Raw genomic sequence first — 19,677 nt, 5'->3', positions numbered from 1 at the left:
ACCGGTTGCCCGGGGATGCGTCACGGAGCCAACCTGTCACGGTTTGCTGCCGCCGTCCGAGGGCGTCGCGGCCCCTGCTCCGAGCCACTGGGACATCATGCAGATTCACGACCTTCCGTACCCCGATCCGGGCGTGCCCGACGCCCGCTCGGGTCCTCGATTCCTGTGGTGGCTCTTCCGCAACCAGCTGGGCGGACAGCTGAAGTCACTGGCCTGGGGCCTGCTGCACTTCGTGTCCGTGGCCTCGCTGCCGTTCTGCGTCGGTGTCGCCGTCCAGGCCGCGGTCGACCGCTCCGGCGGGCGGCTCGCCCTGGCGGGCGGGCTGATGGCGCTGGCAGGCGCGGGCGTCGCGGTCGGCGACACCTTCCTGCACCGCGCCGCCGTCACCAACTGGATCACCGCGGCCGCCCGGGTGCAGCAGCTGCTGGGCCGCAAGGCCGCCGTGCTGGGCTCCGTGCTGACCCGGCGGGTGGCCGCGGGCGAGGTCGTCGCCGTCTCCACCGGTGACGTGGAAAAGATCGGCTGGTTCGTGGAGGCACTGTCACGCTTCACCGCCGCCGCGGTCACCATCGTCGCCGTCACCGTCGGCCTCCTCGTCTACCAGCCCGCTCTGGGTGCCGTCGTCGCCGTGGGACTGCCCGTGCTGGCACTCGCGGTGCTGCCGCTGCTGCCCCCGGCCACCCGGCGCGCGGACGTCCAGCGGGAGAAGGCCGGACGGGCCACCGAGCTGGCCTCGGACACCGTCGCGGGACTGCGGGTGCTGCGCGGCATCGGCGGCGAGGACCTGTTCCTCGACCGCTACCGGCGCGCCTCGCAGGAGGTGCGCCACGCGGCCGTGCGCAGCGCCCGCATGTGGTCGCTGATCGCGGCCGTCCAGGTGCTGCTGCCGGGCCTGCTGCTGATCACGGTGGTCTGGTACGGCGTCCGTCTGGCCCGCGACGGCCGGATCGACGTCGGTGAACTGGTCACCGTCTACAGCTCGGTGATGCTCCTTACGTTTCCTCTGCGCCATTTCGAGGAGATCGCGATGGCCTACTCCTTCTCGCGCCCCTCGGCCAGGCGGGCCGCGCGGGTGCTGGCGCTGGAGCGGGCCACGGACACCGACGGCACGCGTGCCGCCGAGACCCCGGCCGGCGACCTGTACGACCCGGAGACGGGGCTGTGCGCCCCGTCCGGGCTGCTCACCGCCGTGGTGTGCGGGGACCCGGACGCGGCGGGACGGCTGGCCGAACGGCTCGGCGGGCACGCCGCGCAGGACGGCACCTCGGTGCTGCTCGGCGGGGTGCCCCTCGACGAACTGCCGCTGGACAGCGCCCGTACGGCCGTGCTGGTGCAGGACAAGGACCCGGTGCTGCTCTCCGGCACGCTGCGGGAGCTGCTGGACGTGCCCGCGTCCGGCGCGGTGGACCCGGGGGCGGCGCTGGAGGCCGCGCAGTGCCAGGACGTGCTGGCCGCGCTGGTGCAGGGGTCGCTGGGCGCCGAGGACCCGATGGACGCCCGCATCACCGAACGCGGGCGGTCGCTGTCGGGCGGGCAGCGCCAGCGGCTCGCGCTCGCCCGGTCGCTGGTCACGGACCCGGAGGTGCTGGTGCTGGACGAACCGACCTCGGCCGTCGACTCGCACACCGAGGCGCGCATCGCCCAAGGCGTGCGCAGCCTGCGGTCCGGGCGGACCACGGTGGTGTTCACCTCGTCCCCGCTGCTGCTGGACCGCGCCGACCGGGTGGTGTTCCTGCACGAGGGCACGGTCGTCGCGGTGGGCGGTCACCGGGAGCTGGTGCGCACCGAGCCCCGCTACCGGGCCGTGGTGACCCGCGAGACCGAGGAGGAGACGGCGCCGGCCGTCGCGCTCCGCGCCGACGACGGCGCGCGGCCCACGGGTGAGGTCCCGGACGGCCTGGAGGAACTGGAAGAGCTCGAAGAGATCGAGGAGAAGGCATGATCGGCGTCGCGCCACCGGCCTACGACCCGGCGGCCCCGACAGCGGCCAGCACGCTGCCGGTGGGCGCGCCCGCGACCGTACGCGCGTACGTGGCCGAGCTGCTCCGCCGGCACCGGCGGGCCTTCCTCCTGCTGGTCGCCGTCAACACGGTGGCGGTGATCGCCTCGATGGTGGGCCCGTACCTGCTGGGCGGGCTCGTGGAGCGGGTGTCGTCCGGGGATCGGGAGCTGCACCTGGAACTCACGGCGGCCCTGTTCGTGGCCGCGCTGGTGGTCCAGGCCGGGTTCGTGCGGCAGGTACGGCTGCGCGGCGCGATGCTCGGCGAGCGGATGCTGGCGGACCTGCGTGAGGACTTCCTGGTGCGGTCGGTGGGACTGCCGCCGGGCGTGCTGGAACGGGCCGGCACCGGTGACCTGCTGTCCCGCATCACCACCGACATCGACCGGCTCGGCAACGCCATGCGCGAGGCCGTGCCCCAGCTGGCGATCGGCGCGGTGTGGGCGGCCCTGCTGCTCGGCGGACTGGTCGTCACCGCGCCGGAGCTGGCGCCGGCGGTGCTGGTCGCGGTGCCGCTGCTGGTGGCCGGGTGCCGCTGGTACTTCCGGCGGGCGCCGCGCGCGTACCGCTCGGAGGCGGCCGGATACGCGGCGGTGGCCGCCGCGCTCACCGAGACCGTGGACGCCGGGCGGACGGTGGAGGCACACCGCCTCGGCCCGCGCCGCGTGGCGCTGACGGACCAGCGGGTCCGGGAGTGGACGGCCTGGGAGCGCTACACGCTGTGGCTGCGCTCGGTGCTGTTCCCCGTGATCAACATGACCCACGTCACGGTCCTCGGCTCCGTTCTGATGATCGGCGGGGTGTTCGTGCTGCGGGGGTGGATCGGCGTCGGCCAGCTCACCACGGCCGCGCTGATCGCGCAGATGCTGGTGGACCCGGTCGGGCTGATCCTGCGCTGGTACGACGAGCTGCAGGTCGCGCAGGTGTCGCTGGCCCGGCTGGTCGGCGTGCGGGACATCGAGCCCGACGCCGGGGACCCCGACGTGACGCCCGAGGGGCGGCGGGTGCGGGCGGACACTGTGCGCTTCGGCTACCTGGAGGGCGTGGACGTCCTGCGCAAGGTGTCCCTCGAGGTGCCGCCGGGGACCCGGATGGCCCTGGTCGGCCCCTCGGGTGCGGGCAAGTCCACGCTGGGCCGGCTGCTCGCGGGGATCTACGCGCCCCGGGAGGGACGCGTCACCCTCGGCGACGCGGAACTGTCCCGCATGACCGCGGAACGGGTCCGCTCCCACGTCGCCCTCGTCAACCAGGAGCACCACGTCTTCGTCGGCTCCCTCCGCGACAACCTGCGGCTCGCCCGCACCGACGCGGAGGACGCCGAGCTGTGGGCGGCGCTCGGCGCGGTCGACGCGGACGCATGGGCGCGTGCGCTGGAGGACGGTCTTGACACGGAGGTCGGCTCGGGCGGGTTCGCGCTCACCCCGGCGCAGGCGCAGCAGATCGCGCTGGCCCGGCTGGTGCTGGCCGATCCGCACACGCTGGTTCTCGACGAGGCGACCTCGCTGCTCGACCCGCGCGCGGCACGTCACCTGGAGCGGTCCTTGGCCCGCGTCCTCGACGGCCGCACCGTCGTCGCCATCGCCCACCGCCTGCACACCGCTCACGACGCGGACGTCATCGCGGTCGTCGAGAACGGCCGCATCAGCGAACTGGGCAGCCACGAGGAGCTGGTCGCGGCGGACGGGGCGTACGCGGCACTGTGGCGCAGCTGGCACGGCTGACCGGGGCTCGCGCCCCGGGACTTCACTGGGACGCGAGGTCTTCCGGAACGCGAGCTGTCGCAGGTCGCGCGGGGTGTCCTGAGCCGCGGAGTGTCCTGAGCCTCACAGTGTCCTGAGCCGCTAAGTGTCCTGGTCCGCGGTGCGTCCTGAGCCGCGGAGTGTCCACAGGGCAGGGTGATGGCCCAGGACCCCCGGGGCGGGGTGTCCCGCGACCTGGGCCGCCCCCCTCTGGGGCCGATGCCCCGCTGCGCCTTCGCACGACGGTGCGGCGCCACCCGGCCGGCCGGGTGGGCACCCACCCCTCGCGTGACACGTGAACCGGCTGCCCGCACTCCGCCCGGCAAGCACCGTGTGCCTCCCGGCCGTGCTCCGGGCCGGAGGCGGCGGCGCCCGGGACAGCGGGCCGGCGTCCGTCGGTCACCGCGTGTGGCGTTGCGGGGTCGGGAGATCCGGTGGAAGGCTGGAAGCAGGCATCGGCTGCGGGAGCGTCGGAGGCCCGGTGATCGGGTCCTGGCGGGTCCGGTGCCCGTGGAGACGGCCCGGTGCGGGCCACGGCGGGCGACGCGGCCCGCCCCACCCCCTGGAGGTGTCCGTGAACAGCGGTGACGGTTGGGGAGACGACGTCTACCAGCCCGACGCGTCCGAGATCCAGGACGACGCCGGACTGCTGGACGCCGAGGACACGCTGGAGACCGACGGTGTCGACGATCCCCTCGACCGGGGCTGGTCCCCTCCCGAGCGGCCCTGGGCCGTGGAGCATTACGGCGTGACCGCCGCCGAGCAGCACGACGGCGAGACCCTGGACCAGCGGCTGGCCGAGGAGCTGCCGGATCTGCCCGTGCCGGACGGCGACGGCGTCGGTGATTCCACCGGCACGGACGGGGAACTCCTGGACAACGAGGTCGGCGCGGCACGCTCCGGCAGGCTCGTCGCCCCCGACGAAGGGGCGCACGAGGACGAGGAGGAGGCGCTGGTCGCCCATGACGTAGGCATCGACGGCGCCGCCGCCTCCGCCGAGGAGGCCGCCGTGCACATCGTCGACGAGGACAGCCTGCCCGGCTGACCCCGCCGTTTCCGGCCACGGACGCGGAACCCAGCCGCCCGAGGAGCACCCATGCAGAAGGACAAGCACCCCGACTACCACCCGGTCGTCTTCCGCGACCGGGCCGCCGGTTACGCCTTCCTCACCCGGTCGACGGCGTCGAGCCAGCAGACCATCGAGTGGGACGACGGCGAGACCTACCCGGTGGTGGACGTGGAGATCTCCTCGGAGAGCCACCCGTTCTACACGGGCAAGGCCAGGACCGTGGACACCGAGGGCCGCGTCGCCCGCTTCCAGCGCCGTTACGGCGGCGAGGGTGGCGAGAGCAGCAGCTGACCCGGCGCCTATATGACGTTGAGCGCGGCCGCGCAGCCCACCCCGCCCAGCAGCATGAACGCCGGCATCAGCACCTTCAGCTCCACCCAGCTGCCGGCGCGGAACCGCAGCGCCTTCGGCGGGCCGATCGGGTACCAGCGTTTGCGGCCCACGGGTATGGGCCACAGGATCGGGCAGCCGGAGACGGTCAGCGCATCCCCGATGTCGTGCACGATCGCGCCGAGCACGATGGGCAGGCCGAGCCACAGATATTCCTGACCGGGCTCGGTGAACAGCCACCTCGCGCCGTTGCCGGGCTCGTCGAGGATGCCCGCGATGATCCAGGCGCTGGTCGCCGCCAGCAGCCACACCAGCACGTCGCTGCCGGAGCCGCGGGTCGCCCGCCACAGCAGGCCCTCGATGGCCAGCACCATGTGCACGAAGAGGATGGAGAGGACCGCCCAGCGGCCGCCGGTGATCGCCAGGACCGAGGTGCCGCCGCCGATCAGGACCGCCCACAGCCAGGTGTGGGTGAGGGTGCGGTGGCCGCCGGAGCGACGGGGGTCGGCCGGTTTCTTCGTCGCTTTGTAGACCGCGTACGACAGCTTGTCGACGATCTCGCACAGCCAGCGGGACACGGGGCCGAAGGAACGTGAGATGGTGGCGGCCTTGTGGTCCAGGTCCGGGGCGAGCGCGGCCCCGGCGCAGATCAGCGCACCTGCCAGCAGCACCGGCCAGGGCATCGGGCGCCCGGCCGCGGCCGTCGCCGCCCCGACCCCGAGCCAGGCCGCGGCGCCCGACAGTGAGTGTGCTGGTCCCATCATGGCCTGTGCCCGCCCCATTCCTCTTTCGCCGCCGCCCGGTTGACGGGGGGCGCTGACGCTGCGCCGGCGACACAGCGTAGCGGTAGTGATCTTCGAGCCGACAGCCGATTCCCGCATCGGGTGTCCGGGCAGGCAAGATGGGGTGGTGACCCTCATCGATCAGCTCCCGCCGACCGCCGACCCCGACGCCCTGTACGAAGCCTTCGAGTCGTGGGCGCAGGAGCGCGGTCTCACTCTCTATCCCCACCAGGAGGAGGCGCTGATCGAGGTGGTGTCGGGGGCGAACGTGATCGTCTCGACGCCCACCGGCTCCGGCAAGAGCATGATCGCCGCGGGTGCCCACTTCGCGGCGCTGGCGCGGGACGAGGTCACCTTCTACACGGCACCCATCAAGGCGCTCGTCTCGGAGAAGTTCTTCGAGCTGTGCAAGATCTTCGGCACCGAGAACGTCGGCATGCTCACCGGCGACGCGTCCGTGAACGCCGACGCCCCGGTGATCTGCTGCACCGCCGAGGTGCTCGCCTCGATCGCCCTGCGCGACGGCAAGGACGCCGACGTCGGCCAGGTCGTGATGGACGAGTTCCACTTCTACGCGGAGCCGGACCGTGGCTGGGCCTGGCAGATCCCGCTGCTCGAGCTGCCGCAGGCGCAGTTCGTGCTGATGTCGGCGACGCTCGGCGACGTCTCCTTCTTCGAGAAGGACCTCACCCGTCGTACCGATCGGCCCACCGCCGTGGTCCGCTCGGCGACCCGGCCGGTCCCGCTGTCGTACGAGTACCGGTACACGCCGCTCACCGAGACGCTGACCGATCTCCTCGAGGCCCGGCAGGCGCCGGTGTACATCGTGCACTTCACGCAGGCGCAGGCGGTGGAGCGGGCCCAGGCGCTGATGAGCATCAACATGTGCACGCGCGAGGAGAAGGACAAGATCGCCGACCTGATCGGCAACTTCCGATTCACCACCAAGTTCGGCCGCAACCTGTCCCGTTACGTGCGGCACGGCATCGGCGTGCACCACGCCGGCATGCTGCCCAAGTACCGGCGCCTGGTGGAGAAGCTGGCGCAGGCCGGTCTGCTGAAGGTCATCTGCGGCACCGACACCCTCGGTGTGGGCGTCAACGTGCCCATCCGCACGGTGCTGTTCACCGCGCTCACCAAGTACGACGGCAACCGGGTCCGCACGCTGCGGGCGCGCGAGTTCCACCAGATCGCTGGGCGCGCCGGGCGGGCCGGTTTCGACACCGAGGGCTTCGTGGTGGCCCAGGCGCCGGAGCACGTCATCGAGAACGAGAAGGCGCTGGCGAAGGCGGGCGACGATCCGAAGAAGCGCCGCAAGGTGGTGCGCAAGAAGGCACCCGAGGGGTTCGTCGCGTGGAGCGAGCAGACCTTCGAGAAGCTCATCGGGTCCGAGCCGGAGCCGCTGACCTCCCGCTTCCGCGTCACCCACACCATGCTGCTGTCGGTCATCGCCCGGCCCGGCAACGCCTTCGAGGCGATGCGCCGCCTGCTGGAGGACAACCACGAGCCGCGCAAACAGCAGCTCCGCCACATCCGCCGGGCGATCGCGATCTACCGGTCGCTGCTGGACGGCGGCATCGTCGAGAAGCTCGACGAGCCGGACGCGGAGGGGCGCATCGTGCGTCTCACCGTGGATCTGCAGCAGGACTTCGCGCTCAACCAGCCGCTGTCCACGTTCGCGCTGGCCGCCTTCGAGCTGCTGGACCCCGAATCGCCGTCGTACGCGCTCGACATGGTGTCCGTGGTGGAGTCCACGCTGGACGACCCGCGGCAGATCCTCGCCGCCCAGCAGAACAAGGCGCGCGGTGAGGCGGTAGCCGCGATGAAGGCCGACGGGGTGGAGTACGAGGAGCGCATGGAGCGCCTCCAGGACATCACCTACCCGAAGCCGCTGGAGGAGCTGCTCTTCCACGCGTACAACACGTACCGCAAGTCCCACCCGTGGGTCGGCGACCATCCGCTGTCGCCCAAGTCCGTGGTCCGGGACATGTACGAGCGGGCGCTGTCCTTCACGGAGCTGGTGTCCCACTACGAACTGGCCCGCACCGAGGGCATCGTGCTGCGCTACCTCGCGAGCGCCTACAAGGCGCTGGAGCACACCGTCCCCGACGACCTGAAGTCGGAGGACCTGGAGGACCTGATCGCCTGGCTGGGCGAGACGGTGCGCCAGGTCGACTCCAGCCTGCTGGACGAGTGGGAGCAGCTGGCGAACCCGGAGGAGATGACCGCCGAGGAGGCCCAGGAGAAGGCCGACCAGGTCAAGCCGGTCACCGCGAACGCCCGCGCCTTCCGGGTGCTCGTCCGCAACGCCATGTTCCGGCGCGTGGAACTCGCCGCCCTCGACCAGGTGGACGCGCTGGGCGAGATGGACGGCGAGTACGGCTGGGACGCCGACGCGTGGGGCGAGGCGATGGACAAGTACTGGGACGAGTACGAGGAGCTCGGCACCGGTCCTGACGCCCGCGGTCCCAAGTTGCTCATCATCGACGAGCAGCCGGAGAACGGGCTGTGGCGGGTCCGCCAGATCTTCGACGACCCGAACGACGACCACGACTGGGGCATCAGCGCCGAGGTCGATCTGACGGCCTCCGACGCGGAGGGCCGTGCCGTCGTGCGGGTCACCGACGTCGGCCAGCTGTGAGCACAGGAGAGACGCACCCATGACGAACCCGGCCGAGAGCCTCGTCGATCTGCTCGACCTGGAGCAGATCGAGGTCGACATCTTCCGCGGCCGCAGCCCGCAGGAGTCGCTGCAACGGGTCTTCGGCGGGCAGGTCGCCGGCCAGGCGCTGGTCGCCGCGGGCCGCACCACGGAGGGCGACCGCCCGGTGCACTCGCTGCACGCGTACTTCCTGCGCCCGGGCCGGCCCGGGGTGCCGATCGTGTACCAGGTGGAACGTGTGCGGGACGGCAGGTCGTTCACGACCCGCCGGGTCACCGCCGTGCAGCAGGGCCGCACGATCTTCAATCTGACCGCCTCCTTCCACAAGCCTGAACAGGGGAGCTTCGAGCACCAGTTGCCGCCGGCCCGCGAGGTGCCGGACCCCGAGTCGCTGCCGACGGTCGCGGAGGAGATCCGGGAACATCTGGGCGCGCTGCCGGAGCAGTTGGAGCGGATGGCGCGCCGCCAGCCCTTCGACATCCGCTACGTCGACCGGCTGCGCTGGAAGCCGGACGAGATCGAGGGCGCTCAGCCGCGCAGCGCGGTGTGGATGCGCGCGGTCGGACCGCTCGGCGACGACCCGCTGGTGCACACCTGCGCGCTGACCTACGCCAGCGACATGACGCTCCTGGACGCGGTGCGGATCCCGGTGGAGCCGCTGTGGGGTCCGCGCGGGTTCGACATGGCGTCGCTGGACCACGCGATGTGGTTCCACCGGCCGTTCCGTGCGGACGAGTGGTTCCTGTACGACCAGGAGTCCCCCATCGCCACGGGCGGTCGCGGGCTGGCCCGCGGCCGGATCTACGACCGGGAGGGGCGCATGCTGGTCTCGGTCGTGCAGGAGGGGCTCTTCCGGGCGCTGTAGATGCGCGGACGGCGCTAGGGGCAGGGGATGCTCCGGCGGCTCCGGGCACCCGCAGCACCGGTGTCCCGCCCGCGCACGGGCGTTGGACGGCGCCGCGCGCCGCTAGGGCCTTCCGTTCGCATCATCCCGGCGTCGCCGGACTCGTCGCTGCTCGGGAGGTCCGGTGGCGCCAGCGGGCCAGCAGGCCTCGGCGTCCGGCGCGGTCGGCGGCGGCCGGGGTGTCCCGGCGGGCCGAGGCGGCGGGCCGCGCCGGCGGGGGCGCGAGCACCGGCCGGCGGGACGCGGGTGGCTCGGACGCGGGCGCCGTCCGGCACGACACGGACGGCCGGGGCGCCGGGCGGTGGGCCCTGGCCTCGTCCACCAGGCGGGTCAGGTCGGCCCGCAGCCAGGCGATCTCGTCGTCGTCGCGGGCTGTCATGAGGTCCGCCGCGATCCGCGCCCCCGGCGACTCGGGGTTCGCGCCGCCGGGCGGACGGCGGCGGAACCCGTTGAGATGCGACCGGTCGTAGGGGTCCCGCACCAGTTCTGCCACGTGCAGCGGGTCGAGGAACGACGCGACCGCGCCCGCACGCGCCCAGGGGTCCTCGGCCTCCCTGAGCAGGAAACCGAGGTGCCTGCTGCGCCAGTTGCGGGGCCGCAGGTCGGTCCCGGAGTCCAGCAGGCCCCGCAGCCCCTCGGGCATGCGCCCGGTCAGCAGCGCCGCGTGCTTCTCGTCGTCGCCGAACAGCCGCAGTTCGTCCGCCAGATACAGCCAGACCACGGCACGGTAGCGGTTCAGGTGGAACGCCACCGGAACCAGCAGGCCGAGCCTCGCCAGCCGGGTGAAGCGTGCCTTCGCCACTCCCAGCAGGTCGGCGCCCTCCGCGGTCCCCACGGCGTGCACGCTGCGGCGCAGCGCCTCGGGGAAGTCCGGTCCGGCCCGCAGCCGTTCGATCTCCGCCCGCGCGACCCGCCGCTCCCCCGGCACCCTTCCGGGCCGCGTGCGGATGCGGCCGAGTCGCACGGCCAAGTCGAACTCGGTGCGCCGCAGGCCCAGTTCCCGTGCCGCGCGGCCGGTCGTGACCCAGGGGTCGTCCTCGGCCACGGCAGGGCCGGCACCCGTGTCGAGAGCCGTGACCGTGCGCTGCGTGGTGGTCGTCGTCCGTCGGGACATGCTCGTCTCCCCCGTGGGTTCGAAGGGCCGGCGCCGGTTGCGCCCGCTCCGGGAAAGACGGTAGCCGTTCCGTCACACAGCGTGTGCAGCCTGTGGACAACTGCCGCCGCACCTGTCACCAGCATGATGATTTCGCAGGTCAGACGCCCCCGCCCGGTTCCGGTCGGTGCCGGGTGTCGACGTCCAGATGCTCGCCGACCCGGTTGACGAGCAACGTCATCTCGTAGGCGATGTGCCCGATGTCGGCCTCGGCGCCGCTGAGGACGCACAGACAGCTCCCGGAGCCGGCGGCGGTCACGAAGAGGACCGCCTCGTCGAACTCCACCATCGTCTGCCGCACCCCGCCCGCGCCGAAGTGCCGCCCCGAGCCCTTGGCGAGGCTGTGCAGCCCGGACGAGACGGCGGCCAGATGCTCGGCGTCCTCGCGGCGCAGGCCCGTGCTCGCCCCCGTCACCAGGCCGTCGTTCGAGAGGATCAGCGCGTGCCGTACGTGTTCGACGCGCTGGGTCAGGTCGTCCAGCAGCCAGTCGAGTCCCTGGTTCCGCCCCATGTCGTGTTTCCCCCTGTTGTCCCCGTGTGCCCCGTGTGTCGTCCCTCCGGTCGGGAGGGTCCCTGCGCCAGCCTTCCCCACGACCGGGCGGCGGGCAAGGAAGATGGGAGCCATGGGACAGAAGATGACCGAGGAAGAGTGGCGGAAGTTCGTCTCGCACGGCACCCGCACCGGGAAACTGGCCACCGTCCGCGCCGACGGCCGTCCGCACCTGGCGCCGATCTGGTTCGTGCTCGACGGGGACGACCTGGTGTTCAACACCGGCGCGGCGACCGTGAAGGGGCGCAACCTGGCCCGTGACGGGCGGATCGCCCTCTGCGTGGACGACGACCGCCCGCCCTTCGCATACGTGATCCTGGAGGGCCGGGCGCGTCTCTCGGAGGAGCCCGGGGAGCTGCGGCACTGGGCCGCACGGATCGGCGCGCGGTACATGGGCGAGGACCGCGCGGAGGAGTTCGGCGCCCGCAACGGTGTGCCGGGCGAGCTGCTGGTCAGGGTGCGGATCGACAAGGTGCTGGCCGAAAAGGGCGTGGCGGACTGACACCGGGCGGGGTCCGGGACAAGGCGCCGGGCGGACCGGCGGACGCCGCGGTCATCCCACCGAGTCGAGCAGCCGGGCGGTGTGCATGCGCCCGGCGTACTCGACGAGCTGGATGAGCACCTCCTTGCCCGAGTCGCGCTCGCGGGCGTCGCACAGCACCACGGGCGTGCCCGGGTCGAGGTCGAGCGCGCGGCACACGTCGTGCGCGTCGTGCCGCCTGGCCCCGGAGAAGCAGTTGACGGCGACGACGAAGGGGATCTTCCGGTGCTCGAAGTAGTCGACCGCCGGGAAGCAGTCCTCCAGCCGCCGGGTGTCCGCGAGCACGACCGCGCCGAGCGCGCCCTGCGCCAGTTCGTCCCACAGGAACCAGAAGCGGTCCTGGCCCGGGGTGCCGAAGAGGTACAGGGAGAGCCCGGAGCGGATGGTGATGCGGCCGAAGTCCATGGCGACGGTCGTGGTGACCTTGTGGTCGACGCCGTCGGTGTCGTCCACCGTCCGTCCGGCCTCGCTGAGCATCTCCTCGGTGCGCAGCGGCCGGATCTCGCTGACCGCGCCCACCAGCGTGGTCTTCCCCACGCCGAAACCGCCGGCGACCAGGATCTTCAGCGCCAGAGCCGTCGTCTCGCCGGCGGGGGCGTCGGGGTGTTCGGAGACCATCGTTCGCTCTTTCCGTGAGGGTGTTTCAGACGCTGTTCCGTGAAGGTGGGTGCCGCCGCTGCGCGGCCGGCACGGCACCGGCGCCCGCTACAGCGCCCGGAGCCCCGCGATGACCTCGCGGAGCACCCGCTCGTCGGGCAGCTGGGCGGGCGGTACGGGTCTGCTGACGGTGACCCGGCCGCGTTCCAGCAGGTCGCCGAGGAGGACCCGGACCACACCGACGGGCAGGTCGGCGCCGGCCGCGAGTTCGGCGACGGACTGGGTCTCCGGGCGGCACAGGTCGATCAGCGCGCGGTGCTCGGGGCCGAGCGCGGGGTCGTCCCCGGCGGGCGCGGCGGGGTCCAGGCCGACCAGGGCGATCAGGTCGAAGCGCACACCGGACGGGCCGGGTGCGGTGCGCCCGCCGGTCACGGCGTACGGCCGGACCAGCGGGCCGGCCTCGTGGTCGTACCACTGGCTGCCCGGTTCACGCGAGGCGCCGGTCGTGTCGTCGGTCATCTGCTCGGACCGCTTTCCCGTCTCATCCGGCCGGCGGCCGTGCGGCGACGCGCGGCGCGGTGTCCAGGTGCTCGCCCACACGCCGGACGAGCCGGGCCATCTCGTACGCCACGAGGCCGATGTCGGCGGTGACGGAGGTGAGCACCGCCAGGCAGGAGCCCTCCCCCGCGGCGGCCACGAACAGGAAGCCGTCGTCCATCTCGACCATGGTCTGGCGTACGCCGCCGGCCCCGAAGTGCCGTCCGGCGCCCTTGGCGAGGCTGTGGAACCCGGAGGCGACGGCCGCCAGGTGCTCGGAGTCCTCACGGCCGAGGCCCCCGGAGGCACCCATGGCGAGTCCGTCGCCGGACAGCACCACGGCGTGCCGTACGTCGGTGACGCGGAGCACCAGGTCGTCGAGCAGCCAGTCGAGTTCGCCGGAGCGCCGGCCTGCGCCGGTGCGCGGTTCCTGGATCATGCGGGGTCTCCTTCGGTGCTGGGCCGCGCCGTGCCGCGGGAGGCGCCGGGCGGCCGGCCGCCGCCGCGCGTCCAGCCGTCGCGGTAGGCCGTCATGCGGTCCCGTACGAGTTCGGGGGTGCGGTCGTCGTCTCCGCCGTCGCCCCGTGCGGGTCCGGGTGTGTCCGGCCGGCCGTCGCGGAGCTGGGGCGCCAGGCTGGCCTGGCGTACCCGGCGGGGCAGGTCGCAGGAGCCGGCCGGCTCCTCCGTGCGGTGCAGGCGCAAGGTGGCGGCTCCCTGGGGGCTCTGGGGCTCGACGCCCGGATCGGCGCGTGGCACGGCGTGCGCCACGCGGCTGGGTTCCGGCGGCGGGTCGGTTACGGGGGCCACCAGGGCGCGCCGGATGTCGGGGGCGGCGACCGCCCTGGGCCGTGGCGGGACGTGGGCGGTCCCGGCGTGCGGTGGGCGGGCGGGTTCGCGCGGCTCCGGGCTCTCCTCGGCGGAGGCCTCGGCCGGCGTGCCGGGAGGTCTCTGCTCGGCGCGGTCGTCGAGCAGTGCGGTGGGGAGGAGGACGACCGCGGTGGTGCCGCCGTAGGGCGAGGTCTTGAGGTGCACCTTGACGGCGTGGCGGGCGGCGAGCCGGCTGACCACGAACAGGCCGAGCCGGTCGCTGTCGAACAGGTCGAGCGCCTCGGACTCGGTGATGCGGCGGTTGGCCTCGGCGAGGGCCTCCTTGCCCATGCCGAGGCCGCGGTCCTCGACCTCGACGGCGTAGCCGTTGCCGACGGGTTCGCCGGTGACGCGCACCCGGGTGTGGGGCGGGGAGAACTGCGCCGCGTTCTCGATGATCTCGGCGAGGAGGTGGGTGAGGTCGGCGACGGCAGCGCCCGCGACGGACGTCTCGGCGAGCTGCCGCACCTCCACGCGCGCGTAGTCCTCCACCTCGGAGACGGCCGCGCGCACCACGTCGGTCAGCGGCACGGGCTTGCGCCAGGCGCGGCCCGGGGCGGCGCCGGAGAGGATGATGAGGCTTTCCGCGTGGCGGCGCATGCGGGTGGTGAGATGGTCGAGGCGGAAGAGGTCGCTCAGCTCGTCCGGGTCGTCGGAGCGGCGTTCCATGCTGTCGAGCAGGCTGAGCTGACGGTGCACCAGGACCTGACTGCGGCGGGCGAGGTTGACGAAGACGCCGCTGATCCCGCCGGCCAGTTCGGCGCGTTCCACGGCGGCGCGCAGGGCGGCCCGGTGGACGGTGTTGAGGGCCTGGGCGACCTGACCGGTCTCGTCCTGGGCGGGTGGTCCGTGCGGGGCCTCCGCCCGGATGTCGATCTCCCCGCCTCCGCGCAGTCTCCGCATGGCCTCGGGGAGTTTGCGGTGGGCGATCTCGAGGGCGTCGTCGCGCAGGCCGACCAGTTCGATCACCAGGCCGCGTCCGATGCGGACCGAGATGACGAGTGAGGCCGCGGCGGCGAGGAGGCCGAAGAGCACGGCGGCGCCGGCCGGTCCGAGCAGTCCCCGCTCGACGGGGTCGGCGCGTCCGGCGACCGACGCCGCCGCGTGCCGCTCGACGGTCCGCAGTTCGTCCCTCACGCGCGCGTGCGCGGCGTCCCAGGTGGCGCGGGGGACGGCTTCGGCCGCCCGGGCCCCGGGGCCGGCGGTGAGGATCTTGTCCTCCGCCGTGTAGAGGACGGCGTAGGCGCGGCTGCCGGCGAGCGTGCTCCAGGCGGGCCGGGCCGCTCCGGGCAGGTCGGCCGCGGCGGAGGCGGTGAGGGTGCGGCGCAGTTCGACCGCCCCGGTGAACAGGCGCAGGCGGTCCCCGCCGAGGCTGCCGTGCAGCCGGGCCGCGGCGAGGACCGCGTCCTCCTGGGCGAGGGCCTCGCCCGCACGGGAGAACTCGAGCAGGACGCGCGCGTCGGCGCCGAGTTCGGCGTCCTGGACGCCGGTGAGGGCGCCGCCCACGCGGAAGGCCCCGTCGATGGCGGCGGTGTACCGCTCGTACGTCCGTGCCCAGCCCGCGCGGCCTTCACGGACGTCGGCGCGCAGCGGACGCAGCCGTTCGGCGGCGGTGACGAAGGCGTCGAGCCGCTCGGCGACCGCGCGGGGCAGCGCCTGCCCGTCGGCGACGGTGCGGTCGTCGCCGAGCCGCAGACGGGTGACGGCGCGGTCGGTGCGCTGCGCCAGACGGGTGAACTCCGCTTCTCCGACGGCCGCCGTGTCGGACGCGCGGCGCACGGCGGCGGCGCGCTCGGCCTGGAGGGCGGTGACGGCCTGGGCGACAGGGGTGCGGACTGCGGAGTCGGCACGCTGCACCTGGCGGAGCCGGGAGACGTCCTGGGCGGTGGTCACGGTGGCGTACCCCCACAGGGCGAGCAGGGAGACGACCGGCACCATCAGCAGGCAGATGATCCTGGCGCGGACGGTCCGGGGACCGGCCGGGCCGCGCAGACGCGGTGCGCCCGCACCGCCCGGGCCCTCCGGGGGCATCGGTCCCTCGTCGGCGGGCGGTCCCGCGTGGGCGCGCCGGCCGCGGACGGGAGGCGGGGACGGCGCCTCGGCGCGGGCACTCGGCTTCCTCCGGGGTGTGCGCATGTACTCCTCGCTCGTTGGCGGGCGGGCGGCGGCGGTCAGTGGGCGGGGCGTCCGGCCGGCCGCCGGGCGGAGGCGGACGCGCCGCGTTCCCCGGCCGCCGGGGACAGCGCCACGAAGGCGGACGTGATGAAGAGGTAGGCGCCGAGGCCGACGGCGAGCGGGAAGACGAACGACATGGCGCTCGCTCCGGGCAGCGGCTCACCGGACGGCGTGACCCGCACGCTGACCGCGTACATGCCCGTGTAGTGCATGCTGCTGACGGCCGCGCCCATGATCAGGGAGGCGACGGTGACGGCGGCCGGGGAGCGGATGGCGAGGGCCGCCCACAGCGCGGCCGTGGCGGCCACGACGGCGATGAGGACGGAGAGCGCCACCCGCACCGGGTCGTAGCTCACCTCGCCGTGCAGCCGGACCGCCGCCATGCCCAGGTAGTGCATACCGGCGACGCCGAACCCGGTGGTGAGCCCGCCGAGCAACAGGGCCTGGACCCGCCCGGGGTGACGGCCGACGGCGAACACCCCCGCGCAGACGAACAGCATGGCGGCCACCAGGCTCAGCAGGGTGAGCGGCACGTCGTAGCGGATGTCGGTGCCGCTCACGCCGAAGCCGAGCATGGCCGTGAAGTGCATGGTCCAGATGCCGGTGGCGATCGCGGAGGCGGCGGTGAGCAGCCAGTTGCGCCGCAGGCGGCCGGTGGCGGCGAGCGCGCGGACGGTGCAGCGCAGCCCGAGAGCGGCGCCGGCGCATGCCATCGCGTACGACAGCACGGGGGTGAGCCACCCGAGGGTGGCGTGGTCCAGGTGTCCCATGACCCGGGGACGCTAGGGGGCGCAGGAGCGCGGAGGGGGCGCGTTTCGAAAGCGGCGCAAAGTTGACGCACCGGTGGCGTGGTGCGACCGCATCGCGCTCGAACGTGCGCGCCCGGTGTCGTCGGTTCCGGTGAGGGATCATGCGGTGCATGAGCGACGACCACACACATGTGCAGGAGTTCTTCGGCGCCCGTGCCGCCGACTGGGACCGCCGGTTCCCCGACGACGGCCCCGCCTACGCCGCCGCGGCGGCCGAGCTCGGGCTGCGCGAGGGCGGCCGGGTGCTGGACGCGGGCTGCGGCACCGGGCGGGCGCTGCCCGCGCTGCGCGCGGTGGTGGGACCGTCCGGGGTGGTGCTGGGCGCGGACCTGACGCCCGGGATGCTGCGGGAGGCCGCACGGGCCGGGCGGGACCGGGACGGGACGCTGCTGCTGACGGACGTGGCGGCGCTGCCGTTGCGCTCGTCCTCGCTGGACGCCGTGTTCGCGGCCGGGCTGATCGCGCATCTGCCGCGGCCGGCCGAGAACCTGCGGGAGATCCGGCGCGTGGTGCGGCCGGGCGGGGTGCTCGCCCTGTTCCACCCGATCGGACGGGCCGCCCTCGCCGCACGCCAGGGGCGCGAGCTCACCCCGGACGACCTGCGCGCCGAGCCGAACCTGCGGGCGCTGCTCACCGGCGCGGGCTGGCGCTTGACGTCGTACGTCGACGAGGACACGCGGTTCCTGGCGCTGGCGGTGCGGGACGCCTGAGGCGTGTTCGGCGCCGGCGGGGCTTTCGTGCGGGGTTCGCGAACGTGCCCGCGCACGGGGTCGATTCGCCCCGTCCGGCCGGAAACCTGCAGGCCCGGGCGCGGGTGCGGGGTCGTGACAACGGGCGCGGGGTCGGCATAGGGTGCGCGCCGACGGACGAACCGATGGGGAGGCTGGGATGGCCGGGACGGACCAGGAAGCCGTCGCCGCCGACGACGACGCGCTCTACGTGCTGACGGCGGCGCTGCTGACGCCCGCGAAGTTCCCCAGCGTGCTGGGCGACGACTACCCCGAGGCGTGCGCGGCGCTCGGCCTTCCGCCCGTGGCCGACGGCTACGGGCTGGTGCTCGGCCAGGACGGTGAAGGCGCCCGGTGGACCGTGGTCGTCGACGACGTCTCGCTGGTCGCGGTCGCGATCGCGTCCTGGGACTGCGGGATGGAGCACGACCTGTCGCCGGACGAGCGCACGGTCGTCGCCGCGCTGCCCGGCTGGCCCCTCGCGGTGGCCGTGGCGGCGCCGAACGTGCCCGCGCCGCACGATCCCTCCCCCGACGTGGCGGACATGCCGCCGCTGACGCCGCCGGACGCGGAGGTGTGGGGGCCGGCCCAGCGGCGTCTGGGAGCCGACGAGATCGCGCTGCAGTGGGCGACGTGGCGGGAACAGGTGGACGACTCGGCGTTCCCCACTCCGGACTCGGCGGCGTCGGACGCCGGCGAGGACGGGGGCGGAGGCGAGAGCGGAGCCGCCCCGACGGGCGGGCACGGCGGGATCCGCCGTGTGCTGGCCGAGGCGCGCGCCTACATCGACACGCCGCCGCCGCTGGGGCGGGTGCGGTCGTCCTTCGCACCGGGCGGTGCGCGGACGCTGCGCGCGGACGGGCCCGGATGGTCGCTGGTCGCGCGGACCGACGACATCGCCTTCGTCCTGCTCGACGACGAACCCGGCGAGGTGCTTCCGGTCGGGCGGGGGCCGGAACTGCCGGGGCTGCTGAAGGCTCTGGACGAGATGGCCGTACGGCCGCTGTGAGTGCCGCTTGACGTGCGCGGCACCGGGGTGCGGACGGGCACGCCCTACGGCCGTTCCGAGCGGGAGTGTCCGAGGCACACGGCGGGACGCGCACCCCGGCCCGCGCCTCGGGCGCCCGGTGTCTCGGGCGCCCGATCCTCCGTCGGCGCGTCAGTGCGCACTCCGCCTCAGCGGCCCAGCTCCTTGCGGGTGGTCCGCCGCAGGCGTTGCCTCTGGGACGGGTCCAGGGCGAGGTAGGCGGCTGCCGGGACTCCCAGGATGATCAGGAGCGCGGCCCACCAGGGCAGCCAGATGAGCAGGATGAGCCCGGCCGCGACACCCCCCGCGGCGATCTTCGCGTTCTTCGACATGTGCGTCGCCTCCTTCGCGGCCATTGCCGCTCTCTGACGTGAAAACGGGTCCGCGTCGGCGGCGGTTCCTGGCCGCCACCCTGAGACGTCCCTGAGATGCGCCCCCTAAGGTCTCGCGGCGGCCGACGGCCTCCTTCCCACCATGGTGACGCACCTCACAGCACAGGGGTACCCGCGGGACGCGTCCGACGTCAGGGGGCGTCCACGCCGTCCAGCCCCGGCAGCAGCGATTCCAGTCCGCTGGGCAGCGCGGTGGGCAGACCGCTCGGGAAGTCGCTGGGCAGCGCGGTCGGGAAGCCGGAGGGCAGCTCCGTGGGGAAGTCCGAGGGCAGCAGCCCGGTCGGGAAGTCCGAGGGCAGCAGCCCGGTCGGGAACTCCGACGGAAGGTCCAGTGACGGGCCGCCGGTGGCGGTCTCCGTGGGCTCCGTGTCCGGACCGTCCTCGTCCGACGTGACGAGCACGGCGATGGCGACCACCAGGGCGGCCGCGATCACGGCGAGCAACAGGATCAGCAGGCGGCGCCGTCCGGGGCCGCCTCCCGGCCCGCCTCGGCCTCCGCCGTCGTCGGGCGGGCCGGGCGAGGACCCGTCGCCGTAGGAGAGCGGGCCGAAGCCTCCGCCGTGCGGCGGGGGTGCGTCGTCCGGCGGGCCGGGCGGCTGCTGGGGCGGTACGGGTGGCGTGGCCATGGACACATCGTCGCCGCGGGTCCCCGACCGCGCGAGAAGACGGCGGTGAAACCGCCCGCCAGTCGTGGCACCCGCACCCGGAACACCGCGCTCCCCGCGCAGAGCGCACACCCGGCGCGCGGGTGCTTGTGGCACCCCGCTCCCCGGATCCGCCCAGGCCGGGTGCGGGTCGTCGTGGGCTGCTCGCGCG

At 73.9% G+C, this 19,677-nt stretch carries 19 protein-coding genes; 9 read left to right on the top strand and 10 right to left on the bottom strand.

From position 1 onward, the window contains the following. Positions 1–97: 97 nt before the first annotated feature. The 4 genes from ELQ39_RS28685 to ELQ39_RS28670 all read left to right on the top strand — a co-directional run bounded on the left by ELQ39_RS28685 (position 98) and on the right by ELQ39_RS28670 (position 5,098). Positions 98–1,942 carry an ABC transporter ATP-binding protein gene (locus ELQ39_RS28685; RefSeq protein WP_242594754.1) on the top strand — a complete coding sequence of 615 codons (1,845 nt, stop codon included), beginning with the start codon at positions 98–100 and terminating at the stop codon, positions 1,940–1,942. Further along, positions 1,939–3,720 (top strand): ABC transporter ATP-binding protein, encoded by a 1,782-nt coding sequence (locus ELQ39_RS28680; protein ID WP_242594752.1) that lies wholly within the window; start codon positions 1,939–1,941, stop codon positions 3,718–3,720. The genes ELQ39_RS28685 and ELQ39_RS28680 overlap by 4 nt, the downstream gene beginning before the upstream one ends. 592 nt (positions 3,721–4,312) lie before the next feature. Further along, positions 4,313–4,783 carry a DUF5709 domain-containing protein gene (locus ELQ39_RS28675; RefSeq protein ID WP_190003710.1) on the top strand — a complete coding sequence of 157 codons (471 nt, stop codon included), beginning with the start codon at positions 4,313–4,315 and terminating at the stop codon, positions 4,781–4,783. Between the two features lie 51 nt (positions 4,784–4,834). Continuing rightward, on the top strand, positions 4,835–5,098 hold the full coding sequence (locus ELQ39_RS28670; protein ID WP_242594750.1) for a type B 50S ribosomal protein L31: 264 nt from the start codon (positions 4,835–4,837) through the stop codon (positions 5,096–5,098). An 8-nt stretch (positions 5,099–5,106) separates the two neighbouring features. Here the strand turns inward: ELQ39_RS28670 and ELQ39_RS28665 are convergent, their stop codons facing one another. Then, complete coding sequence (locus ELQ39_RS28665) at positions 5,107–5,901, bottom strand: metal-dependent hydrolase (RefSeq protein WP_242594749.1); 795 nt, start codon at positions 5,899–5,901, stop codon at positions 5,107–5,109. 145 nt (positions 5,902–6,046) lie between these two features. Between ELQ39_RS28665 and ELQ39_RS28660 the strand changes: the two genes are divergently transcribed. Both ELQ39_RS28660 and ELQ39_RS28655 read left to right on the top strand, forming a co-directional pair. Further along, on the top strand, positions 6,047–8,560 hold the full coding sequence (locus ELQ39_RS28660) for a DEAD/DEAH box helicase (protein ID WP_225626290.1): 2,514 nt from the start codon (positions 6,047–6,049) through the stop codon (positions 8,558–8,560). Between the two features lie 19 nt (positions 8,561–8,579). Further along, positions 8,580–9,446 (top strand): acyl-CoA thioesterase, encoded by an 867-nt coding sequence (locus ELQ39_RS28655; protein WP_190003706.1) that lies wholly within the window; start codon positions 8,580–8,582, stop codon positions 9,444–9,446. Positions 9,447–9,567: 121 nt separating this feature from the next. Here the strand turns inward: ELQ39_RS28655 and ELQ39_RS28650 are convergent, their stop codons facing one another. Together ELQ39_RS28650 and ELQ39_RS28645 are read right to left on the bottom strand one after the other, a co-directional pair. Further along, complete coding sequence (locus tag ELQ39_RS28650) at positions 9,568–10,599, bottom strand: DUF6397 family protein (protein ID WP_242594748.1); 1,032 nt, start codon at positions 10,597–10,599, stop codon at positions 9,568–9,570. Between the two features lie 139 nt (positions 10,600–10,738). Beyond that, positions 10,739–11,149, bottom strand: coding sequence for a roadblock/LC7 domain-containing protein (locus tag ELQ39_RS28645; protein ID WP_242594747.1), 411 nt, complete (start codon positions 11,147–11,149; stop codon positions 10,739–10,741). A gap of 112 nt (positions 11,150–11,261) precedes the next feature. Between ELQ39_RS28645 and ELQ39_RS28640 the strand changes: the two genes are divergently transcribed. Next, positions 11,262–11,690, top strand: coding sequence for a PPOX class F420-dependent oxidoreductase (locus ELQ39_RS28640; protein ID WP_242594746.1), 429 nt, complete (start codon positions 11,262–11,264; stop codon positions 11,688–11,690). A 51-nt stretch (positions 11,691–11,741) separates the two neighbouring features. Here ELQ39_RS28640 and ELQ39_RS28635 read toward each other — a convergent pair whose 3' ends face one another. The 5 genes from ELQ39_RS28635 to ELQ39_RS28615 form a co-directional block, all read right to left on the bottom strand. Beyond that, positions 11,742–12,347: a GTP-binding protein gene (locus ELQ39_RS28635; protein WP_242594745.1), complete on the bottom strand. Its 606-nt coding sequence runs from the start codon at positions 12,345–12,347 to the stop codon at positions 11,742–11,744. 87 nt (positions 12,348–12,434) lie between these two features. Next, on the bottom strand, positions 12,435–12,845 hold the full coding sequence (locus ELQ39_RS28630; RefSeq protein WP_242594744.1) for a DUF742 domain-containing protein: 411 nt from the start codon (positions 12,843–12,845) through the stop codon (positions 12,435–12,437). Positions 12,846–12,867: 22 nt separating this feature from the next. Continuing rightward, on the bottom strand, positions 12,868–13,302 hold the full coding sequence (locus ELQ39_RS28625; RefSeq protein ID WP_190003700.1) for a roadblock/LC7 domain-containing protein: 435 nt from the start codon (positions 13,300–13,302) through the stop codon (positions 12,868–12,870). Beyond that, a complete protein-coding gene (locus ELQ39_RS28620) occupies positions 13,299–15,866 on the bottom strand; it encodes a sensor histidine kinase (RefSeq protein ID WP_242594743.1) in 2,568 nt (855 codons plus the stop codon). Before ELQ39_RS28620 ends, ELQ39_RS28625 begins: the two co-directional genes overlap by 4 nt. Before the next feature lie 35 nt (positions 15,867–15,901). Continuing rightward, positions 15,902–16,675: an MHYT domain-containing protein gene (locus tag ELQ39_RS28615; protein WP_225626284.1), complete on the bottom strand. Its 774-nt coding sequence runs from the start codon at positions 16,673–16,675 to the stop codon at positions 15,902–15,904. Positions 16,676–16,824: 149 nt separating this feature from the next. On the opposite strand from ELQ39_RS28615, the gene ELQ39_RS28610 reads away from it, so the two are divergent. Continuing rightward, positions 16,825–17,424 carry a class I SAM-dependent methyltransferase gene (locus tag ELQ39_RS28610; protein ID WP_225626283.1) on the top strand — a complete coding sequence of 200 codons (600 nt, stop codon included), beginning with the start codon at positions 16,825–16,827 and terminating at the stop codon, positions 17,422–17,424. 178 nt (positions 17,425–17,602) lie between these two features. Beyond that, positions 17,603–18,451, top strand: coding sequence for a hypothetical protein (locus ELQ39_RS28605; RefSeq protein WP_242594740.1), 849 nt, complete (start codon positions 17,603–17,605; stop codon positions 18,449–18,451). Positions 18,452–18,618: 167 nt separating this feature from the next. On the opposite strand, the gene ELQ39_RS28600 is transcribed toward ELQ39_RS28605, so the two are convergent. Beyond that, positions 18,619–18,801 carry a hypothetical protein gene (locus tag ELQ39_RS28600; RefSeq protein ID WP_093552045.1) on the bottom strand — a complete coding sequence of 61 codons (183 nt, stop codon included), beginning with the start codon at positions 18,799–18,801 and terminating at the stop codon, positions 18,619–18,621. 191 nt (positions 18,802–18,992) lie between these two features. Continuing rightward, a complete protein-coding gene (locus tag ELQ39_RS28595; RefSeq protein ID WP_242594739.1) occupies positions 18,993–19,487 on the bottom strand; it encodes a hypothetical protein in 495 nt (164 codons plus the stop codon). Between the last annotated feature and the right edge of the window lie 190 nt (positions 19,488–19,677).

Origin of the sequence: Streptomyces sp. GB4-14, from assembly GCF_022696125.1 — a bacterium.
Taxonomy (GTDB): domain Bacteria; phylum Actinomycetota; class Actinomycetes; order Streptomycetales; family Streptomycetaceae; genus Streptomyces; species Streptomyces werraensis.
This window is presented reverse-complemented; position numbering and strand designations above follow the sequence as displayed.

Coding starts and splice junctions, on each gene's coding strand:
- ELQ39_RS28620 (WP_242594743.1), bottom strand. CDS start 15,866: ATGCGCACACCCCGGAGGAAGCCGAGTGCCCGCGCCGAGGCGCCGTCC.
- ELQ39_RS28635 (WP_242594745.1), bottom strand. CDS start 12,347: ATGGTCTCCGAACACCCCGACGCCCCCGCCGGCGAGACGACGGCTCTG.
- ELQ39_RS28685 (WP_242594754.1), top strand. CDS start 98: ATGCAGATTCACGACCTTCCGTACCCCGATCCGGGCGTGCCCGACGCC.
- ELQ39_RS28670 (WP_242594750.1), top strand. CDS start 4,835: ATGCAGAAGGACAAGCACCCCGACTACCACCCGGTCGTCTTCCGCGAC.
- ELQ39_RS28595 (WP_242594739.1), bottom strand. CDS start 19,487: ATGGCCACGCCACCCGTACCGCCCCAGCAGCCGCCCGGCCCGCCGGAC.
- ELQ39_RS28605 (WP_242594740.1), top strand. CDS start 17,603: ATGGCCGGGACGGACCAGGAAGCCGTCGCCGCCGACGACGACGCGCTC.
- ELQ39_RS28665 (WP_242594749.1), bottom strand. CDS start 5,901: ATGATGGGACCAGCACACTCACTGTCGGGCGCCGCGGCCTGGCTCGGG.
- ELQ39_RS28600 (WP_093552045.1), bottom strand. CDS start 18,801: ATGTCGAAGAACGCGAAGATCGCCGCGGGGGGTGTCGCGGCCGGGCTC.
- ELQ39_RS28650 (WP_242594748.1), bottom strand. CDS start 10,599: ATGTCCCGACGGACGACGACCACCACGCAGCGCACGGTCACGGCTCTC.
- ELQ39_RS28680 (WP_242594752.1), top strand. CDS start 1,939: ATGATCGGCGTCGCGCCACCGGCCTACGACCCGGCGGCCCCGACAGCG.
- ELQ39_RS28630 (WP_242594744.1), bottom strand. CDS start 12,845: ATGACCGACGACACGACCGGCGCCTCGCGTGAACCGGGCAGCCAGTGG.
- ELQ39_RS28655 (WP_190003706.1), top strand. CDS start 8,580: ATGACGAACCCGGCCGAGAGCCTCGTCGATCTGCTCGACCTGGAGCAG.
- ELQ39_RS28610 (WP_225626283.1), top strand. CDS start 16,825: ATGAGCGACGACCACACACATGTGCAGGAGTTCTTCGGCGCCCGTGCC.
- ELQ39_RS28645 (WP_242594747.1), bottom strand. CDS start 11,149: ATGGGGCGGAACCAGGGACTCGACTGGCTGCTGGACGACCTGACCCAG.
- ELQ39_RS28625 (WP_190003700.1), bottom strand. CDS start 13,302: ATGATCCAGGAACCGCGCACCGGCGCAGGCCGGCGCTCCGGCGAACTC.
- ELQ39_RS28640 (WP_242594746.1), top strand. CDS start 11,262: ATGGGACAGAAGATGACCGAGGAAGAGTGGCGGAAGTTCGTCTCGCAC.
- ELQ39_RS28615 (WP_225626284.1), bottom strand. CDS start 16,675: ATGGGACACCTGGACCACGCCACCCTCGGGTGGCTCACCCCCGTGCTG.